The following is a 16,599-nucleotide window of genomic DNA, read 5'->3' on the forward strand; positions in this document are numbered from 1 at the left end:
TTTTTTTAGCTGGGCCGGGTGAGGAGGAGGCGCAGGTCGGGGAGGAGTTCGCGGTCGGCCGGGAGCCAGTCGACGTCGGCCAGGTCGTCGGGGGTGAGCCAGCGCAGGGCCTTGTGCTCGACCGCGCGGGGTTCGCCGCTCAGCAGCGAGGCCGCGTAGATGCGCAGGGTTTTGCCGCCCGGCAAGGGGATGTCGGGGCCGACGCGGCCGCCGACGATGATGTCGACGTCGAGTTCTTCCTGGCATTCGCGGTACAGGGCGACGCCTTCGGTCTCGCCGGGCTCGACGCGGCCGCCCGGGAGTTCCCACTGGCCCGCGTGGTCGGCGGGCCAGGCCCGTTGCTGGGCCAGCAGGGCACCATCGCGGATCAGGGCCGCGCCGACGATCACAGTCACGCCCGAACTCTAACGACCGGCGCGCCAGGTCACCTGGAAGCGGGCGCCGCCTTCGGGTGACTCGCCTGCTTTGACCTGACCACCGCGGCGGCGCACGGCCTCGGCGACCATGGCGAGCCCGAGACCGGTGCCGCCGGACGCGCGCGCCCGGTCGCCGGAGACCCGGTAGAAGCGGTCGAAGACGCGTTCGCGGTGCTCGGGCGGGATGCCGGGGCCGTCGTCGTCGACGACCAGGCGGACCATCGACGGCCTGGCCAGCACCGAGACCACGATCTGGCTTTCGGCGTAGCGGCACGCGTTGCGCAGCAGGTTGCTGAGCACCAGCTCGACCTCGGCGTGCGTCGCCCAGGCCCACACCTGGCCGGTCACGCCGCTCAGGCGCACGTCCGGCGAGCCTGCGGGGAGACGCTCCAGCGCCGCGCGGGCTTCGGAGACCAGCTCGACCGGCTCGGCGGGCGGCAGTTCGCCCGCGTCGGACCTGGCCAGCGAGAGCAGGCCGTCGAGCAGCGCGGACAGCCGTTCGGCCTCGGTGAGGATGTCCGCCAGCGTCTCCTGCGAAAGCTCGGGGTCCGGGTTGGCCACGGCGACCTCGGCCTGCACCCGGATCGACGCGACCGGCGAGCGCAGCTCGTGCGCGGCGTCGCCGGTGAACCGCCGCAGCCGGTCGTTGGCCTCTTCCTGACGGGACAGCAGCGCGTTGAACTCGGCGGCCAGCGCGCGCAGCTCGTCGTGCGCCTCGGGCAACGGCAGCCGCTCGCCCGACGGCAGGGCGTGCAGTGTGCGGCCCATCCTGGCGACCGGGCGCAGGGCCGACCTGACCACCAGCCAGGTGGTCAGCGTCGCCACGAGCGCGCCCAGCAAAGCCGTCATGAGCAGCCAGAACGAGCCGCTGCGCACGGCGGAGGCGAACCCGACCCGGCCCGCGTAGGCGGCCACCAGCCGCTGCGAACCGTCCGGCCCGCTCACCACGGCGCCACGCCAGCGGGCGCCGTCGGTCTCGACGCGCTCGCCCGCCTTCAGGTCGTGCACGATCCGCGCGGACAGGCCCGGCGCCGACTGGCCGTCGACCGGGTCGCCCGCGATGTCGAGCACGCGCACGGTCACCCCGGGCGGCGCCTGCGGGCGCTGCCCGGCGCTCACCGCGGTCGACGCCGAAGCGACCGCGGCCGCCAGCTCGTTGTCGACCGATTCCGTCAGCAGCGGGCCGAGTCCCTTGCCCGCGAGCAGTGACAGCGCCAGCAGGCAGGCGAACGTGATGGCCGCGGCCATCGACGCGATCCGGAACCGCAGTGACCTCCGCCACCACCACGTCCGGATCAACCCGGGCTCAGCACTTCGTCCAATTGCGCATCGGAAGCAAGATAACCGTGACCCCTGACAGTGCGCAGCAGGGAACCGGCGCCGACCGCGTCGAGCTTGCGCCGCACGTACCCGACGTAGACCTCGACGACGTTGCGCGTCGCCGCCTGCTCGTCGCCCCAGACCGCGCGCAGCAGCTCGTCCTTGGTCACCACGGTCCCGGCGCGCCCGACGAGCACCTCCAGCAGCGCGAACTCACGCGGGCTCAGCGCGACCGGCTCGTCGTTCCACCGCACCTCGCGGGTGGCCCTGTCGACGACCAGCGCGCCGATGCGCAGCGGCCCGCGCGCGCCGTCGGTGCTCGCGCGGCGCAGCACCGCGCGGATCTGCGCGACCAGCACGACGAACGAGAACGGCTTCACCACGTACCCGTCCGCGCCGAGGTCGAGCCCGTCGGCCTGGTCGATCTCGCCGTCCTTCGCCGACACCAGCAGCACCGGCGTGCGCACCCCGCCGCCGCGCAGGTGCTGCAGGATCCGGTACCCGGACAGGCCGGGCAGCATGATGTCGAGCAGCAGCACGTCGAACGAGCCGGTCTGGGCGAGCCGCAGCCCGCTCGGCCCGTCCGCGGCGGTGACCACGTCCATGCCCTCCGCGCGCAGCCCGCGCTGCAGCGCCTTGCGCACGCCCAACTCGTCGTCGACGACCAGCACCCGAGGTTTCACGTTTCTCAGCATGCACGGTTCGCGCTGCTCACGCGCGTCCTCTCAGCACCATCTCAGTTCGAGGCGCTGAGACTGAGCGGTATCTCAGCCTCGGGAGGGAAGCGTCGTGGCCGGGAGGCGAGCACACTGGAGCTCGTCAGACACAGGGAGAAATGATGAAACCGAAGACGAAGGCACTCACGGCCGCGGTCGTGGGCACCGCACTGGGGGCCGCGGGACTGGCCTTCATCGCGATGCCCGCCAGCGCGGGCGACGCGCCCACGCTGCCCGCGGTCAGCGCCGACGATCTCGTGCAGTCCGTGCTGACGGCGAAGCAGCCGGCGTTCGACGGCACCGTCAAGGTCTCGGACAATCTCGGCCTGCCGCTGCTCAACGCCGTTCCCGGCGCCGGCTCGCTCAAGTTCGACGAAGCGCGGTTGTTCAACAGCGGCACCGGCAGCACGAAGCTGTCGATCAAGCAGGGGAACACCGAAGAGACCACGGTCAACGACGGCAAGACCGTCTGGCACTACAGCTCGAAGACGAACTCCGCCAGCAAGATGGTGTTCCCCGACGAGCCGGGCAAGGTCAGGGACAAGGCGGCCACCGACCCGACGGCCGCGACCGCGGACCTGCTCGGCAAGGTCAGGGAGAGCAGCACGGTCGCGGTCGACGGCACCGCCAGGGTGGCCGACCGCCCGGCGTACGAGCTGGTGCTGACGCCGAAGCCGACGGAAAAGACGCTGCTGCGCGAAATCCGCGTCGCCGTCGACTCGGAGACCCGGCTCCCGCTGCGGGTTTCGGTGCTCGCCAACGGTTCGGCCGATCCGGTGCTGCAGATCGCGTTCAGCGACATCGAGTTCACCGCGCAGCCCGCGGAGCTGTTCCAGTTCACCCCGCCGAAGGACGCGAAGGTGACCGAGGAACAGCCCAAGGTCGACGACAAGACCTTGGCACAGGCCAAGGAAGCCGGCAAGGACTTCAAGGTCGTCGGCGACGGCTGGGACACCGCGATCACCGGCAAGTTCTCGCCGGATCTGCTGAAGCCGCAGCAGCTCAAGTCGAAGGACGGCAAGTCCGTCGACCCCAAGGGCATCCTGGCGAAGCTCGGCAAGCCGGTCAGCGGCACCTGGGGTTCGGGGGTGCTGATCACCACCAAGGTCGGCACGGCGCTGGTCACCGACGACGGCCGCTTCGCCGCGGGCGCGGTGCCGGAGCAGGTCCTTTACGAAGCGCTGGCAGCCAAGTGACCAGTGGCACGTTGAGCGGCGCGGGCGTCTCGCGAGAGGCGCCCGCCCCGTCGGTCCCGCTGGCCGCGCGGACCAGGGGGTTGCGCAAGGTCTACCGGGGCACGGTCGCGGTGGACCAGGTCGATCTGGAGGTGCCGGAAGGCGCCGTGCTCGGCATGCTCGGGCCCAACGGCTCCGGCAAGACGACCACCATCCGGATGCTGCTCGGCCTGGTCCGCCCGACCGAGGGCGAGGTCGAACTGCTCGGCCACGCCATGCCGGACGGCGCCGCGCACGCGTTGCCGGACGTCGGCGCGCTGGTCGAAGGACCGGGGTTCCACCCGTTCCTGTCCGGGCGCGAGAACCTGCTGCGGATGGCCGCCGCCGAACCGCGGCTGACCTCGGCGGCCATCCCCGACGCGGTCGAGCACGCGATCGAACGCGTCGGGCTGGCAGGCGCGGCGCATCGCCGGTACCGCGGTTATTCGCTCGGCATGAAGCAGCGGCTCGGGCTCGCGAGCGCGCTTTTGGTGCCACGCAAGATGATCGTGCTCGACGAGCCGACCAACGGCCTGGACCCGGCAGGCACCAGGGAGATCCGGCGGATCATCGGCGAGCTGCACGCCGAGGGCGTGACGGTGCTGGTCTCGTCGCATCTGCTCGCCGAAGTCGAGGCGACCTGCACGCACGTCGCGGTGCTGCACGACGGCACCGTGGTCGCCCAAGGCGAGCTCGCGGAGCTGCTGGAATCCGGCAGCCCAGCACTGCTGGTGTCCACTCCGGACACTGACGCCGCAGCGGAAGCGTTGCGGGAGAACAGGATCGCCACCAAGCTCACCCCCGACGGCATCAGGGTCGACCTGACCTCCACCACCGCGCCCGAGGTGCTCGCGATCCTGATCCGCGCGGAAGTCCCGGTGTACGAGGCGAAACGCGCGCGCACCGGACTCGAAGACCTCTTCGCCAGGCTCACCCAGCACGACCCGGCCACCCCCGACGGACTGCCCGTCATCGACGAAGGAGTGACGTCATGACGTCCGCCGTCGCTCCCGCGCGCACGGGACACGACACGGTCCCGCTGATCCGGTTGCTGCGCGCCGAACTCCGCTGGATCTTCCGGCGGCCGCGCACGCTGTTCGTGCTCGGCCTGCTGGCGGCGATCCCGGTCGTGATGGGGGTCGCGCTCACGCTGGTCGACCCGACCACCGGTGGTGGCCGCAACGAAGGCCCGGACCCGCTGCTTTCGGCGGCCGTCGGCAACGCCTACGTGCTCCCGGTCGCCGCGCTGACCATGACGCTGGCGCTGCTGCTGCCCTTGGCTCCGGCGATGGCGGGCGCCGACGCGATCGCGGGCGAAGCGGCGCACGGCACCCTGCGCGGCTGGCTGCTCGCGCCGGTCAGCCGGGGACGACTGCTGGCCGTCAAGGCGTTCGGCGTCGCGACGGTCTCGCTGGTCGCGACGCTTTCGATGGCGCTGACCGCCACGATCACCGGCCTGATCATCAACGGCTCCGGCTCGCTGTTCACCCTCTCCGGCTCCACGCTCTCCCTGCCGGAGGCGCTGGGCCGGGTGCTCATCGCGGTCGCTTGGGTGACCTTGCAGCTGTGGGCGGTCGGCGCGGTGGCGCTGGCCATCTCGGCGTGCACCGAGCACCCGATGCTGGTGGTCGTCACCGTGCTCGCCGGCGACGTGGTGTTCACCATCCTGAGCTTCCTGTCCGCGGTGAAATGGCTGCACCCGTTCCTGCTCACGCAAAACTGGTCCAGCGCGCTCACCGAGACACTGCAGGATCCGATGCCGAGCGAACAGCTCACCGAGGGCGCGCTGCGTGCGGCGTGCTACATCGTCATCGCGCTTTCGCTGGCTTACGCGCGGCTCACGACGCGCGATGGCTGACAGCGCCCGACAGCGTGCTGACAGTAGCGGCCGCTAGCTTCCGACCCGGCACCCGGCGTCTGCCACGTGCTGTTCAGCGCGGGCCCGGCGCCCACGGTGCACAAGGTCGTGAACAACACGAATTCCGCCGCGATCGCCTTCACCGGGCAGAACTGCACCGGGCAGGCGGTGAACGTGCCCGCGGGCGCCACCGTCTTCACCCAGACGGCGCTGGCGGGCGCGCGCTTCGCCAGCTGAGGCGGGACCGGGTCTCACCGGCCGATGACGGCGATCCCGTCCGGATCGAGTGCCAGTGAGACCCGGTCTCCCACCTTGACGTCCGCCGTCACCGGCGCGACCGCGTCGACGGTCCGGTCGCCGAGCACGACGACCAGCCGCACGTGCTCGCGCCGGTGAACGACGGCGGTCACGTCACCGTGGATTCCCTTGTCCGCCAAGCGAAGCGCGTTCGGCCGCAAGCCGAGTCGCAACTCGCCGTCGCGTACGCCGGGCATGGTCGTCTCGCCGAACGCGCACCGGACGACGCCGTCGGCCGCGGTGCCGCCGTCAATCGTCGTGACGCCGAGGAACCGCGCGACCGTCTCGTCGGCCGGTCGGCTCCAGACATGGCGGACGGCGCCCTCCTGCCGGATCTCACCGCGGTCAAGCACCGCGACCCGGTCGGCGAGGGTGAACGCCTCCTCCTGGTCGTGTGTCACCAGCAGCGCGGTGATCTTGTTGCGGCGCAACAGATCCGCGACATCGATGGCCAGCTGTTCACGCAACCCGGCGTCCAGCCCGGAGAGCGGCTCGTCGAGCATCAGCAGGCGAGGTTCGGGCGCGAGCGCGCGGGCGAGCGCGACACGCTGCGCCTCACCGCCGGACAGCTCGGTGACCCGGCGCTTCTCGTAGCCCTCGAGGCCGACCAGCTTCAGCAGCTTGGCGATCCTGGCGGCGTGCTCGGCCTTGGGCACCTGATGCATGCGCAGCCCGAAGGCGAGGTTCCCGGCGACATCGCGATGCGGGAACAGCTGCCCGTCCTGGAAGACCAGCCCGAACCCGCGCCGGTGCACCGGGACACCGCCGAGATCCTCGCCGTCCCAGCGGACACTGCCCTCGACCTGCGGTTCCAGCCCCGTGATCGCACGCAGCAGCGTCGACTTGCCCGACCCCGACGGGCCCAGCAGCGCGAGCACCTCGCCGTCGGCGATCTCCAGCTTCGCCTCCCGCACGGCGGCGAACGATCCATAGTGGACGGTCAGGCCCTCGACCTCAAGCGCCATCAGAACTCCCCTACGGCCGAGTGCCCGCGCACGGCGCCGAGCCGGTCGATCGCCGCCACCGCCAAGGCTGTCACGATCATGAGCAACGCGCACGCGGCGTAGGCCATCTGGTTGTTGAGCACGCCGGGCCTGCCGATCAGCGTGGCCACGGCGACCGGCAGCGTCGGCGACTCCGGGCGGGCCAGGAAGCTGGTCGCGCCGAACTCGCCGAGCGCGACGACGTAGCCGAAACCGGCGGCCGCGACCACAGATCGCAAGGTCAGCGGCAGGTCCACCTCACGCCACACCCGCGCCGGGCTCGCACCGAGCGTGGCGGCGGCCTGGCGCAGCCGCTCGTCGACCGAGCGCAGCACCGGCAGCACCATCCGCACGATCAGCGGAATGATCACCAGCGCCTGCGCGAGCGGCACCAGCAGCGGCGACGTCCGCAGATCGCCGGGCAGCGCGTCCAGTGTCACCAAGTAGCCGAAGCCGACCGTCACGGCGGAAACCCCGAGCGGGAGCATCAGCGCGGCGTCCATCGCCTCGCCCATCCCGCGCGCGACCCGGCCCGGCGTGCGGCGCAGCGAGACGAGCACCACCGAGGCGAGCACGCCGATGATCATCGCGAGCATGGTCGCGTCCGAGGCCGTGCGCAGCGAGTTCGACGCCGCCTGCCAGCCGGTGACCTGCAACGCGCCTTGCGCGCCTCGCCCGGCCAATCCGGTGTATCCGGCGAAACTCCAGCCGTCCACAGTGGACACCGAGCGGACGAGCAGCGCGACGATCGGCGCGAGCAGGAAGCCGACCACGGCCAGCGCCGCCGCGACCACCCACCATTCACCGCCGACCGGCCGCCGCGCGGTGTCCGTACCGGCTCGGAGCTTGAGCGCGGTCTCACGGCGTTTGCGTGCCAGCGCGCCGACGAGCAGCGCGGCGAGCACGGCCGCGAACTGCACCAGCGACAGCGCGGCTGCACCCGAGAGGTCGAGCAGATTGACCGTGCGCAGGTAGATCTCGGTTTCCAGCGTCCGGTACTTCGCACCGCCGAGTATCAGCACCACACCGAAACTGGTGGCACAGAACAGGAAAACGACGGCCGCCGCGGACGCGATGGCTGGCGCGAGCGTCGGCAGCGTCACCGACCGGAACGCGCGCCACGGCGACGCACCCAGCGCGCGGCCGGCGTCGGCGGCACGGGAGTCGAGGTGCGACCACAGTCCCGCGACGGTCCTGGCGACCACGGCGACGTTGAAGAAGGCGTTGGCCAGCACGATCGACGCGAGCCCGCCGTCCGGCCACAAGGCCTTGAACGCGAGCCCGACGACCACCGTCGGCAGCACGAACGGCACCAGTACCAGCACGCGGACCAGCGCCAGCCCCGGCAGCCGGACCCGGGAGAGCAGGAACGCGACGGGCAGGCCCGCGACCACGGCGAGCACCGTGGACGCGGCCGCCTGCGCGAGGGTGAACCCGGCCAGCTTCCAGGTCTCCCCGGACGCGATGGCCGTCGCGACACCGCCGCTCGAGAAGCCGCGGCCGATGATCGCGAGAACGGGCCAGGCGAAGAACACCACCAGGAAACCGACCGGCACCAGCGCGAGCAGCGCCAGCCCGGTCGTACGCCGGGTCAGCCCTCGATGAGCGAGCGCCACTGGCCGATCCACTTTTCGCGGCCCGTCCGCACCTGGTCGGGCGTCAGCGACGCCGGCTTGTCCGGCAGCGGCGCGACCTGCGCCCAGCCGGGCGGCAACTCGACACCCTGACGCGAGGGGTAGACGTACATCTGCGGCGCCACGGTGACCTGGAACTGCTGCGAGAGCAGGAAGTCGATGACCTTGCGAGCCTTGTCGGCCTGCTTGCCGCCCGCGAGCACGCCGGCGTATTCGACCTGGCGGTAACAGGTGTCGAGCAGAGTCTTGCTGCGCGACTTGCCGTCCTGGCCGATCTCGGCGGCGGGCGACGACGCGTAGGAGACGACGATCGGGCGCGGCCCCTTGCCGGAGGAACCGGAGAACTGCTGGGTGTACGCCTCTTCCCAGCCACTGACCGTTTTCACGCCGTTTTCCTTGAGCCTGGCCCAGTAGTCCGGCCACGCCGTCTCGCCGAACTTCGCGATCGTGGCGAACAGGAACGCCAAGCCCGGCGACGAGGTGGCCGGGCTCTCGACGACCAGCAGGTCCTTGTACTTCGGGTCGGCCAAGTCCTCAAAGGACGCGGGCGGGGTGAGGCCCTTGCCCGCGAAATATCCGGTGTCGACGTTCACGCAGACGTCGCCGAGGTCCACAGCGGACAGCCGGTGCTCCTGGTCGACGGCGTAGCGCTGGGGGCCGCGATCGGCCTCGGGGCTGGTGTAGGGCTCGAAGACGCCTTCGCCGAGCGCGCGCGACGCGAACGTCGAGTCGACTCCGTAAGCGACATCGCCGATCGGGTTCGCCTTGGTCAGCACGAGCTTGTTGGTCAGCGCGCCCGCGTCGCCCGACTTCTGGACCACGATCTTGATCCCGGACTGCTTCTCGAAGGCGTCGAGCACCTCCTGCGGCGCGGCGAACGAGTCGTGCGTGACGAGGGTGACCGTGACCGGCCCCTGTGCGTTGTCCGACGTCCCGCCGACCAGCGTGCAGCCACCGAGGGCGCCAGCCAGGCAGACGGCCGCCGCGGCCCGCACGGCACTGCTTTTCATTTCCCCTCCAGCGAATTCCCGTGGCAGGGGTGCAGCGTAGCCGTAGCTGTCCCACCATGGAGTCATGGCGGAACTATTGAGTGACTCAGAGGTCGACCAAGCACTCGCGAAGTTGCCCGAATGGCGGCGTGACGGCGACTCGATCGGGCGAAAAGCACAGCTGGCCAGCTTTGTTCAGGCGATCGAGGTGGTCGACCGGGTCGCCGACCTCGCCGAGGCCGCCGACCACCATCCGGACATCGACATCCGCTGGCGGACGTTGCTCTTCCGGCTCAGCACCCATTCGGCGGGCGGATTGACCGAGAAGGACTTCCAGCTCGCGGGCCAGATCGAGGAGCTGCTCGCGACGGCAGGGTGATTTCGGGCACAGGCGCTAACAAAAGCGGTGATCAAGGCGCTGTGTACTGCGGAATCCCACTTTTCGCGAAGGATCTGTCATGCACGTGCTCTCCCCCGCCCAGCGCACCTGGGTCACCCTCATCGCGACCGCGATCACCCTGCTCGCGCTCGTGATGTTGGGCTTCGCAGCCTGAGTCAGTCGGCCGCCTCGAAACCTTCGCGGGCGGCCATCACCTCGGGCAGGTACTTGGCCGCCCATTCCCGGCACGCCGCGATCGGCTCGAACAGCGTGCGCCCCAGCGGCGTGAGCTCGTACTCGACCCGAGGCGGGATTTCGGGGTACGCGGTGCGCGTGATCATGCCGTCGCGTTCCAGCGCCCGCAGCGTCTGCGTGAGCACCTTGGGCGTCACGCCCTTGATAGGGCCTTGCAGTTCCGAGAACCGCCTGGGTCCGTCCTCCAGGCAGATGATGATCATCCCGGACCACTTGTCCCCGATCCGGAACGGCGTGACGCTCGACGGGCAAGCCGGGTCGAACAGGTCGGGGTCGAGTGGCTCCAGCACTCTCCCGAGCGTAGTCAAGTATCGTTGAAGTAACCAGTATCCCGTGGATACCGTCGTGCTCAGAAGCCATTTTCTAGCAGATAGGGTGTCCACGCATGAGCAAGATCGCGGTACTCGGAGCAGGCGGCAGGGCCGGCCGCAGGCTGGTCGCCGAAGCGGCGGGCCGCGGCCACGAGGTCACGGCTTTCGTCCGCGACCCGGCCCGGCATTCGTTCGACGTACCCGCACGCGCGGCCGACGTCACCAAGCCACTCGGCCTCTCGGCCTACGACGTGGCGATCAGCACGGTCGGCGACCTCACGGTCGACGCGACCGAGTTCTACACGGCCGCCTCGCGCACCCTGCTGGACTCCGGAGCCGGCCGCATCGTGGTCGTCGGCCTTTCGGTGCTGCTGGACGACACGGTCCACTCACCCGACTTCCCGGCCGAGCACAAACCGTTCTGCCTCGGCCACCTCGCCGGTCTCGAAGTGCTGCGCGCGTCGACCGGCCCGGACTGGGTCTGGATGGCCCCGGTCGGCGACTTCGACCACGGCGGCGAACCACGCGGCGGCTACCGCTTCGGCGGTTCCCAGTACCTGCCGGACGAGCGCATCACCTACGAGGACTTCGCGCTCGCGGTGCTCGATGAGGCCGAGACACCCAAGCACCACCGCGAGGTCGTCTCGGTGCTTTCCACTTAAGCGGAGCCCCACCAGGGGGTTTTCGGTGTAATCCTGTAATCATGAAGACTCTCTACGAGTGGGCAGGCGGCGCCGAAGCGCTGGACCGCCTCACCGAGGTGTTCTACCGCCACGTCCACCAAGACCCCGTGCTGGCACCGGTGTTCGCCACCATGAGCCCGGACCACCCGCATCACGTCGCGCTCTGGCTGGGCGAGGTCTTCGGCGGTCCTGCCGCCTACACGGCTTCGAATGGCGGCTACCCGGCCATGCTCAGCCACCACCTCGGCCTCTCGATCACGCCACAGCAGCGCGCCCGCTGGGTCGGCCTGATCTCGGAGGCCGCCGACGAGGCCGGATTGCCCTCGGACCCCGAATTCCGCTCGGCCTTCGTGGCCTACGTGGAATGGGGTTCGCGAATCGGCATGGAAAACTCGCAACCGGGCGCGACACCACCGCCCCGCGCGCCCGTTCCACGCTGGGGTTGGGGCGAAGCTCCGCCTTACGAGGGCTAGTCGTGCGCGTTGCGGGCGGTTCTAACCGCCCGCAACGCGCACGAGCCCTTTACCCATGCAGCCAGCCGAGAACATCGTCCAGCGCGAAGCAAAGCGCCGAACTCAGGTCGTCGGCAACATTCCCGACAACGCCGTGCACACCGAGCGCACTACCGAGCTGGCAATAATTACTATGCTCGCACCCTCTTGGCTCAGCCTGCGCGGTCGCGGCGCCGACGAAAGCGAGCCCGGCGGCGAGTGCGGCGACGGTCAGCATCCTGCGGATCATGATCTCTCCCTGTGGCGTGGCGGGCGATCTGCCCGGCCGACCAGTTGATCATGACCGTGAAAACGGTATTCATCGCCGACTTGCCCCGGATCGGTGGTCACCCTCAGCTTTCACAGCAGCACCAACCCCCATCAGCGCGGCTAGCACTTCTATAGCGCAGTCGCTACTCTTGTGCACATGACCCACCTCAGCGTCCAGGAAGCCGCTGACAGCCTGGGCGTACACCCGAGCCGGGTACGTAGCCTGCTTTCCGCAGGTCAGCTAGCCGGGCGCCGCATCGGCTCCGTGTGGGTGGTCAACACCGCGGCACTGGAACGACGTCGAGCGGCGGTCGCGGGCATGCGGGGGCGCTCTCTGTCGACCCGGGTCTCCTGGGCGGCCGGAGCACTCCTGGACGGCCAGGCCACGCCTTGGCTGAAATCCAGCGAACGATCACGGCTACGCACCCGGTTGTCGCATCACGATCAGGAAGAGGCTCAGATCTTTCGATGGTGGCTTCAGTCCCGGGCGTCGATGACCAGGTTTCGGATTTCGAAGACCGACATCACGGAATTGCTGTCGAACCAGGACGTGGTCATGGGCGGAATTAGTGGTGCCAGTGCATACAGCGCCGGAATCGGCCATGGCACCGAAGCCGAGATCTACGTGACCCACACCAAGGCACGCCAGCTCGTCGACGAGTTCTTCCTGCTCGAAGATCCCCAAGGAAACTTGGTCATACACAAAGTCGATGACACAGAACAATGGCACTTAGTGACAGCACGGACGATCGAGGGCGTATCCGTAACGCCGCGACTTGTCGTTGCCGTAGATTTACTCGAAAGCGAGGACACCAGAAGTCGAACCGCCGGAGCGACCCTCCTGCGGAGAACGTTGGCCGATACGTATGAACACCGATGAATCACTTACCCCTGACTTGGCGGGGCTATTGGTCGCGACGCTGTCAACGTATGCGGGTATCTCCGCCGCCGAAGTCGAGCGGCAGCACCGCGAGATAGCCGACGGGAGTTCGTGCACCGCCGAAACCACATTGACCGGCGACGCGTCGCAAACGATCCTGCTGATCGAGCAACGGTTGCGCATGGCCCCGATCGACCAGACCACCGAGGATCTGTTCCGGCCACGATTGCAGGCACTCGCTTCAGCTCCTCCACCGATGACGACAACGGACGCGGCGGCCTGGCAGCACCTCGCCCGTCGGCTCGGACCTCGGATCGTGACGATCGATCGCGGCCCCATCGAACTGCCACATATGCCCGCGGCCCAACACGCCGCCTGGGCCGCTGTTCTCGATCTCGACCGGGCAATGCGCGCGCACTGGTGCCTGATCGGTGGCCAAATGGTCGCATTGTGGTGCGCGGAGGCGAAAACCGACGCGATCCGGCCGACTGACGACGCCGACGTCGTCTTGGGCGTATGGCTTCAGCGTGACGCGTTGAAAGAGGCGGCGACCGTACTCGACGGACTCGGATTCATCGAGGCGAATACCTTCGACGGTTACGGTTACCGCTACCAGCGAGCGCAGGCGACCATAGACCTTTTACTACCGGAGAAAGTGACCCGCCAGCGCGGCGCCCCGCGAACTCGATCGGGCCGTCTCGGACTGGAGACTCCCGGCGCCAACCAAGCCTTGATCCGAGCGGAACGCGTGCCGGTCCGGCTGGGTGAACGACTCGGCCATGTCCGCAGGCCCGATCTGACAGGCGCGTTGATCTCCAAAGCCGCCGCTGCCGCGGTCGACGGCCGCGACACCGACCGTCACCGCGACGACATCGTGGTCTTGGGCAAGATCGCGCTGGAGACCTCAGCGTACCGGTCAATGACGAGGTCATTGCGCCCCAAAGACCGCAAACGGCTTCGAATCGCGCTGGACGCGATGCCCGAACACCATCGATCCTGGCGGATGTTCGCCGACGCCGCACTGGTGAGAACCGCCCTCAGCAAGCTCGCTGAGCCAAGGCCGAACGATCCAGAGTTGGACGAATTCTGATCATTGCCCGGTGTTGCCCGGACAAACCTCAGCGCCGAGTCCATCCCGAAAGACGTGTGGCGGCTTCGGTGTAGCTGATCGAGCCGGTGGCCATGGCGATCACCAAGTCGTAGGCGTCATCCTCGGGCGCGTCCACATCAAGGTCGTTCAACCCGTAGAAAACGAACATCGCCATCCACGAAAGCCGCTTGTTGCCATCGATCAGCGGATGGTTGCGCACCACCGATTCGAGCAGCACCGCGGCTTTCTCGTGAATACCCGGATAAGCGTCCTGCCCCATCAGCGAGGATTGCGGCCGATGCGCGGCCGCGTCGAGTAGCCCGAGATCACGAACCTTGGACACGCCGAGATCGGCCGCGAGCGTCAGCAGATCATCCAGCGTGAGGTACTCGACAGTCACTGCGCCAGTCGATCAAGCAAGGAGGCGTACCGCGAGCGCCCATCCTGAGACAACGCCCGCACCCGGTCGTCACGCACAGAACGCGCGGCGGCCTCGGAAATCGCGCGCACGATGGCCTCGTGCTTGCTCACGCCCTGAACCTCGGCGAGCATCGCGAGCGCGCGCTCCTGCTCTTCGTTCAGCCTCAAGGTCATTGCCATACGGTCGACGATACCACTCTGGTATCAAGATCGATTCAAGCTTGCACAGGCCGCACTAGAGTCGCGGCATGCCGAGCAAGGCCTTGATCGAATGGCTTCGTGACTCAGACCCAGCCTTACGCTGGCAAGTCGAGCGCGACCTCCTGCACGAACCGGCTTGGCAAGCCACCCGCGCCAGCATCGCGACAGAAGGCTTCGGCGCACGCCTCCTCGCCCGCCAAGACCCGGATGGTCAATGGGCAGGCGGCGCGTTCTTCCCCGCGGACTTCGACCGCTCCGAACCGGGCCAGCCCTGGACGGCGACCACCTGGTCGCTCAACGCACTACGCGAGTGGGGCCTCGACCCCGCGATCCTGCGGGGGACGGCCGAACTGCTCGCCGAAAACAGCCGCTGGGAGTACGAAGATCTGCCGTACTGGGGCGGCGAGGTCGACTGCTGCATCAACGCCTGGACCGTCGCGAACGGCTTGTGGCTCGGCGCCGACATCACCGGCATCGTCGACTGGTTCCTCGAACACCAGCTGCCCGACGGCGGATGGAACTGCGAGTGGGTCGAAGGCTCAACTCGCTCGTCGTTTCACTCGACCCTCAACTCCCTCAAGGCTTTGCTCGCCTACGAAGCCACGACCGGAGGCTCTGAGACCCGCGCCGCCCGGCGTTCGGGCGAGGAGTACCTCTTGCGTCGGGGCCTCATCCGGCGGATCTCCACGGGCGAGGCGCCGGGGCCATGGGTGGGCAACTTCGCGTACCCGTTCCGTTGGTCCTACAGCGCACTCAACGCGGCCGAGTACTTCCGTCAGGCCTCGCTGCTCGACGGCACGCCGCCCGACCAGCGCATGGCAGGCGCGATCGAGACCATCCAGGCTGCTCGGCAACCGGACGGGACCTGGCTTCAGGGCGCCCCACAACCTGGGCGGGTGTGGTTCGAGGTCGACGTACCTTCGGGCGAGCCGTCGAAGTGGCTGACGCTGTTCGGCACCCGAGTGCTCGCTTGGTGGGCCCCAGGGGTCGTGAGTGTTCCCGACGGTTAGAACCGTTGGCAACACTCACGACCAGCTCAATAGCGTGACATGTTCGGGATCGCCTTCTCCGCGACTTCGATGACCACCTCCACTTTGGACAGATCAACCGCCACGGATCGTCGCGCGCAGGCCCTGGTTCTGTCGGATCGCCGCCAAGGCACGACGTGCACCGTCATAGGCGAGTGTGTAGGCGCCTTCCGGATCCATCTCAAGCACTTGCCGTGCCGAAGCGACATGAGTGCGAGCCCTGACGAGTTCAGTCTCGGCAGCCTCTTGGGAAGCCGGTACGTGTTCGATGGCGCCGCGCGCGATTAGGCGTCGACCGTGGCGCGCCCTTGGTTCCACGGAGTCATCGGGTCTCCTGATCGAGATTCAACTGAACCAGCGGACGTTCACGAACGCTGGTCAGGAACGGATCCGCGGTGCTCGCCGTCCACGACTCCGGAGAGATCCGGTGGACGTTGACTTCACGGCTCAACCGGCGGCCGACTAGTTCGGCGAGATCGAAAAGCGCGTCCGCGTCGGGAGTGCCGACGACCAGGACGTCGATATCGCCGGGTGGCGGTCCTGGCTCACCGCTGTAGCGAGCCGCCCAGGATCCGTAGAATAAGCCTGGCCGACCCCGGCGAGCTGAGACAAAGCGTCCGCGAGCAGCGGCCCGAACGTGACCGCGATTTGACGAGCCGGTTCCGCCCCACCCGCCGATCGTCCAGGATGCCGCCGACGACCAGGCGGTCGACCTCGCGCACGATGGCCGTGTGCGTCACTCCGCAGGCTTCGGCGAGCTCGGTGATGCTGTACTCGCGCTCGGGGTGAAGCAAAAGAAGCACGAGCAGCTCACCCTGCGTACGCGAACGCAGGCAGCGGAAGCATACTCGGCGTTACTTTCATTGGGCGCACTCTATCGTGCGCCCAATGAAAGTAACAACTAGTTACAGGCGACCACTTAACAGGACAATGGCCTGGTCAAGCTAGACGTTGAAGCGGCGCTAGGCCGCACCTCCGTCGAGACACACCACGTCCGCCCGTCCTGCCCCGCCACCGCCGACCAAACTGTCGTAGCGCAGCTGCACCTTGCAACCCGTGAAGATCGCACGCAGGTGCTCGCCAGGCTGCGCGAGAACGAGCGCGAACCGCCGAGAGAGGCCGGGCCTGTGCGTTCATTGCATCGAGGACGTGATCATTTTCCAC

At 68.6% G+C, this 16,599-nt stretch carries 21 protein-coding genes; 10 read left to right on the forward strand and 11 right to left on the reverse strand.

Annotated elements, in window-relative coordinates; genetic code table 11:
* Positions 1-5: 5 nt before the first annotated feature.
* From AB5J62_RS36065 to AB5J62_RS36075, 3 genes are read right to left on the reverse strand one after another with little or no spacing between them, the layout of a single operon-like run.
* Positions 6-389, reverse strand: coding sequence for a (deoxy)nucleoside triphosphate pyrophosphohydrolase (locus AB5J62_RS36065; protein WP_370950429.1), 384 nt, complete (start codon positions 387-389; stop codon positions 6-8).
* A gap of 15 nt (positions 390-404) precedes the next feature.
* Positions 405-1,664: a sensor histidine kinase gene (locus AB5J62_RS36070; protein WP_370944492.1), complete on the reverse strand. Its 1,260-nt coding sequence runs from the start codon at positions 1,662-1,664 to the stop codon at positions 405-407.
* Between the two features lie 47 nt (positions 1,665-1,711).
* Positions 1,712-2,431, reverse strand: coding sequence for a response regulator transcription factor (locus tag AB5J62_RS36075; protein WP_370944493.1), 720 nt, complete (start codon positions 2,429-2,431; stop codon positions 1,712-1,714).
* A gap of 143 nt (positions 2,432-2,574) precedes the next feature.
* Here AB5J62_RS36075 and AB5J62_RS36080 point away from each other — a divergent pair, with 143 nt between their 5' ends.
* The 4 genes from AB5J62_RS36080 to AB5J62_RS36095 all read left to right on the forward strand — a co-directional run bounded on the left by AB5J62_RS36080 (position 2,575) and on the right by AB5J62_RS36095 (position 5,761).
* Positions 2,575-3,648 carry an outer membrane lipoprotein carrier protein LolA gene (locus AB5J62_RS36080; protein WP_370944495.1) on the forward strand — a complete coding sequence of 358 codons (1,074 nt, stop codon included), beginning with the start codon at positions 2,575-2,577 and terminating at the stop codon, positions 3,646-3,648.
* Entirely contained in the window at positions 3,645-4,661 is a 1,017-nt protein-coding gene (locus AB5J62_RS36085; RefSeq protein ID WP_370944496.1) for an ABC transporter ATP-binding protein, read from the forward strand. The genes AB5J62_RS36080 and AB5J62_RS36085 overlap by 4 nt, the downstream gene beginning before the upstream one ends.
* Positions 4,658-5,524, forward strand: coding sequence for an ABC transporter permease (locus tag AB5J62_RS36090; RefSeq protein WP_370944497.1), 867 nt, complete (start codon positions 4,658-4,660; stop codon positions 5,522-5,524). Before AB5J62_RS36085 ends, AB5J62_RS36090 begins: the two co-directional genes overlap by 4 nt.
* 66 nt (positions 5,525-5,590) lie before the next feature.
* Entirely contained in the window at positions 5,591-5,761 is a 171-nt protein-coding gene (locus AB5J62_RS36095; RefSeq protein WP_370944498.1) for a hypothetical protein, read from the forward strand.
* 14 nt (positions 5,762-5,775) lie between these two features.
* Here the strand turns inward: AB5J62_RS36095 and AB5J62_RS36100 are convergent, their stop codons facing one another.
* The 3 genes from AB5J62_RS36100 to AB5J62_RS36110 are packed head-to-tail and all read right to left on the reverse strand — an operon-like array spanning position 5,776 to position 9,448.
* Complete coding sequence (locus AB5J62_RS36100; RefSeq protein ID WP_370944499.1) at positions 5,776-6,786, reverse strand: ABC transporter ATP-binding protein; 1,011 nt, start codon at positions 6,784-6,786, stop codon at positions 5,776-5,778.
* Positions 6,786-8,420, reverse strand: coding sequence for an ABC transporter permease (locus AB5J62_RS36105; protein WP_370944500.1), 1,635 nt, complete (start codon positions 8,418-8,420; stop codon positions 6,786-6,788). Before AB5J62_RS36105 ends, AB5J62_RS36100 begins: the two co-directional genes overlap by 1 nt.
* Complete coding sequence (locus tag AB5J62_RS36110) at positions 8,396-9,448, reverse strand: thiamine ABC transporter substrate binding subunit (protein ID WP_370944501.1); 1,053 nt, start codon at positions 9,446-9,448, stop codon at positions 8,396-8,398. The genes AB5J62_RS36105 and AB5J62_RS36110 overlap by 25 nt, the downstream gene beginning before the upstream one ends.
* Positions 9,449-9,512: 64 nt before the next feature.
* On the opposite strand from AB5J62_RS36110, the gene AB5J62_RS36115 reads away from it, so the two are divergent.
* Positions 9,513-9,806 carry a 4a-hydroxytetrahydrobiopterin dehydratase gene (locus AB5J62_RS36115; RefSeq protein WP_370944502.1) on the forward strand — a complete coding sequence of 98 codons (294 nt, stop codon included), beginning with the start codon at positions 9,513-9,515 and terminating at the stop codon, positions 9,804-9,806.
* Positions 9,807-9,982: 176 nt separating this feature from the next.
* Here the strand turns inward: AB5J62_RS36115 and AB5J62_RS36120 are convergent, their stop codons facing one another.
* Entirely contained in the window at positions 9,983-10,351 is a 369-nt protein-coding gene (locus tag AB5J62_RS36120) for a winged helix-turn-helix transcriptional regulator (protein WP_370944503.1), read from the reverse strand.
* Between the two features lie 95 nt (positions 10,352-10,446).
* Between AB5J62_RS36120 and AB5J62_RS36125 the strand changes: the two genes are divergently transcribed.
* A complete protein-coding gene (locus AB5J62_RS36125) occupies positions 10,447-11,034 on the forward strand; it encodes an NAD(P)-dependent oxidoreductase (protein WP_370944505.1) in 588 nt (195 codons plus the stop codon).
* Positions 11,035-11,075: 41 nt separating this feature from the next.
* Positions 11,076-11,528 carry a group II truncated hemoglobin gene (locus tag AB5J62_RS36130; protein WP_370944507.1) on the forward strand — a complete coding sequence of 151 codons (453 nt, stop codon included), beginning with the start codon at positions 11,076-11,078 and terminating at the stop codon, positions 11,526-11,528.
* Positions 11,529-11,577: 49 nt separating this feature from the next.
* Here AB5J62_RS36130 and AB5J62_RS36135 read toward each other — a convergent pair whose 3' ends face one another.
* Positions 11,578-11,796 carry a hypothetical protein gene (locus tag AB5J62_RS36135; protein ID WP_370944508.1) on the reverse strand — a complete coding sequence of 73 codons (219 nt, stop codon included), beginning with the start codon at positions 11,794-11,796 and terminating at the stop codon, positions 11,578-11,580.
* 177 nt (positions 11,797-11,973) lie between these two features.
* On the opposite strand from AB5J62_RS36135, the gene AB5J62_RS36140 reads away from it, so the two are divergent.
* A complete protein-coding gene (locus AB5J62_RS36140) occupies positions 11,974-12,696 on the forward strand; it encodes a helix-turn-helix domain-containing protein (RefSeq protein WP_370944510.1) in 723 nt (240 codons plus the stop codon).
* On the forward strand, positions 12,683-13,786 hold the full coding sequence (locus tag AB5J62_RS36145) for a hypothetical protein (protein WP_370944511.1): 1,104 nt from the start codon (positions 12,683-12,685) through the stop codon (positions 13,784-13,786). The genes AB5J62_RS36140 and AB5J62_RS36145 overlap by 14 nt, the downstream gene beginning before the upstream one ends.
* Positions 13,787-13,814: 28 nt before the next feature.
* Here the strand turns inward: AB5J62_RS36145 and AB5J62_RS36150 are convergent, their stop codons facing one another.
* Both AB5J62_RS36150 and AB5J62_RS36155 read right to left on the reverse strand, forming a co-directional pair.
* Positions 13,815-14,186: a type II toxin-antitoxin system death-on-curing family toxin gene (locus AB5J62_RS36150; protein WP_370944512.1), complete on the reverse strand. Its 372-nt coding sequence runs from the start codon at positions 14,184-14,186 to the stop codon at positions 13,815-13,817.
* Positions 14,183-14,386 carry a CopG family transcriptional regulator gene (locus tag AB5J62_RS36155; protein WP_370944513.1) on the reverse strand — a complete coding sequence of 68 codons (204 nt, stop codon included), beginning with the start codon at positions 14,384-14,386 and terminating at the stop codon, positions 14,183-14,185. The genes AB5J62_RS36150 and AB5J62_RS36155 overlap by 4 nt, the downstream gene beginning before the upstream one ends.
* 68 nt (positions 14,387-14,454) lie before the next feature.
* Between AB5J62_RS36155 and AB5J62_RS36160 the strand changes: the two genes are divergently transcribed.
* Positions 14,455-15,417: a squalene cyclase gene (locus AB5J62_RS36160; protein WP_370944514.1), complete on the forward strand. Its 963-nt coding sequence runs from the start codon at positions 14,455-14,457 to the stop codon at positions 15,415-15,417.
* A gap of 563 nt (positions 15,418-15,980) precedes the next feature.
* On the opposite strand, the gene AB5J62_RS36165 is transcribed toward AB5J62_RS36160, so the two are convergent.
* Positions 15,981-16,238 (reverse strand): hypothetical protein, encoded by a 258-nt coding sequence (locus AB5J62_RS36165; protein ID WP_370944516.1) that lies wholly within the window; start codon positions 16,236-16,238, stop codon positions 15,981-15,983.
* Positions 16,239-16,599: the final 361 nt, after the last annotated feature.

It is taken from the genome of Amycolatopsis sp. cg5, assembly GCF_041346955.1.
Lineage (GTDB): Bacteria > Actinomycetota > Actinomycetes > Mycobacteriales > Pseudonocardiaceae > Amycolatopsis.

Coding starts and splice junctions, on each gene's coding strand:
- AB5J62_RS36160 (WP_370944514.1), top strand. CDS start 14,455: ATGCCGAGCAAGGCCTTGATCGAATGGCTTCGTGACTCAGACCCAGCC.
- AB5J62_RS36080 (WP_370944495.1), top strand. CDS start 2,575: ATGAAACCGAAGACGAAGGCACTCACGGCCGCGGTCGTGGGCACCGCA.
- AB5J62_RS36110 (WP_370944501.1), bottom strand. CDS start 9,448: ATGAAAAGCAGTGCCGTGCGGGCCGCGGCGGCCGTCTGCCTGGCTGGC.
- AB5J62_RS36135 (WP_370944508.1), bottom strand. CDS start 11,796: ATGATCCGCAGGATGCTGACCGTCGCCGCACTCGCCGCCGGGCTCGCT.
- AB5J62_RS36155 (WP_370944513.1), bottom strand. CDS start 14,386: ATGGCAATGACCTTGAGGCTGAACGAAGAGCAGGAGCGCGCGCTCGCG.
- AB5J62_RS36140 (WP_370944510.1), top strand. CDS start 11,974: ATGACCCACCTCAGCGTCCAGGAAGCCGCTGACAGCCTGGGCGTACAC.
- AB5J62_RS36075 (WP_370944493.1), bottom strand. CDS start 2,431: ATGCTGAGAAACGTGAAACCTCGGGTGCTGGTCGTCGACGACGAGTTG.
- AB5J62_RS36070 (WP_370944492.1), bottom strand. CDS start 1,664: ATGGCCGCGGCCATCACGTTCGCCTGCCTGCTGGCGCTGTCACTGCTC.
- AB5J62_RS36130 (WP_370944507.1), top strand. CDS start 11,076: ATGAAGACTCTCTACGAGTGGGCAGGCGGCGCCGAAGCGCTGGACCGC.
- AB5J62_RS36115 (WP_370944502.1), top strand. CDS start 9,513: ATGGCGGAACTATTGAGTGACTCAGAGGTCGACCAAGCACTCGCGAAG.
- AB5J62_RS36145 (WP_370944511.1), top strand. CDS start 12,683: ATGAACACCGATGAATCACTTACCCCTGACTTGGCGGGGCTATTGGTC.
- AB5J62_RS36090 (WP_370944497.1), top strand. CDS start 4,658: ATGACGTCCGCCGTCGCTCCCGCGCGCACGGGACACGACACGGTCCCG.
- AB5J62_RS36100 (WP_370944499.1), bottom strand. CDS start 6,786: ATGGCGCTTGAGGTCGAGGGCCTGACCGTCCACTATGGATCGTTCGCC.
- AB5J62_RS36125 (WP_370944505.1), top strand. CDS start 10,447: ATGAGCAAGATCGCGGTACTCGGAGCAGGCGGCAGGGCCGGCCGCAGG.